Below are 393 nucleotides of genomic sequence, written 5' to 3' on the forward strand. Positions count from 1 at the left end.
ATCTAAGTAAATCAAGAGATAAACAAGCAGCCAAGCGCTTTTTCAAGAAAGCCTTGGCTTTTTCGTACATTTCTAAACCTCGTGTGATAACAGTAGATAAAAAACCTGCCTATCCTGTAGCGATTCAAGCGTTGAAAGAAGAGAAGCATATGCCCGAAGGCATAAAGATAAGGCAAGTTAGGTATCTCAATAATATAGTGGAACAAGATCATCGTTTTATTAAGAAACGTGTGCGTTCTATGTTGGGGTTTAAGTCATTTAAAACTGCAATCTCTATATTAAGTGGTGTTGAAGCCATGCATATGATAAAAAAGGGACAGATTGATTTACGGAATCTGATATTATCCCCTTAAGGTAGACAGTGTAAAAAGACCATGAATAAACATGGATGTT

1 protein-coding gene is annotated in these 393 nt (G+C 36.1%); it reads left to right on the forward strand.

Annotated features, from left to right (window positions below; genetic code table 11):
- On the forward strand, nucleotides 1-353 hold a 353-nt coding region (locus JDS96_RS30760), incomplete at its 5' end, for a DDE-type integrase/transposase/recombinase (RefSeq protein WP_199669127.1).
- Nucleotides 354-393: the final 40 nt, after the last annotated feature.

Source organism: Bacillus cereus group sp. N21 (assembly GCF_016483395.1).
Classification (GTDB): Bacteria; Bacillota; Bacilli; order Bacillales; family Bacillaceae_G; genus Bacillus_A; species Bacillus_A pseudomycoides.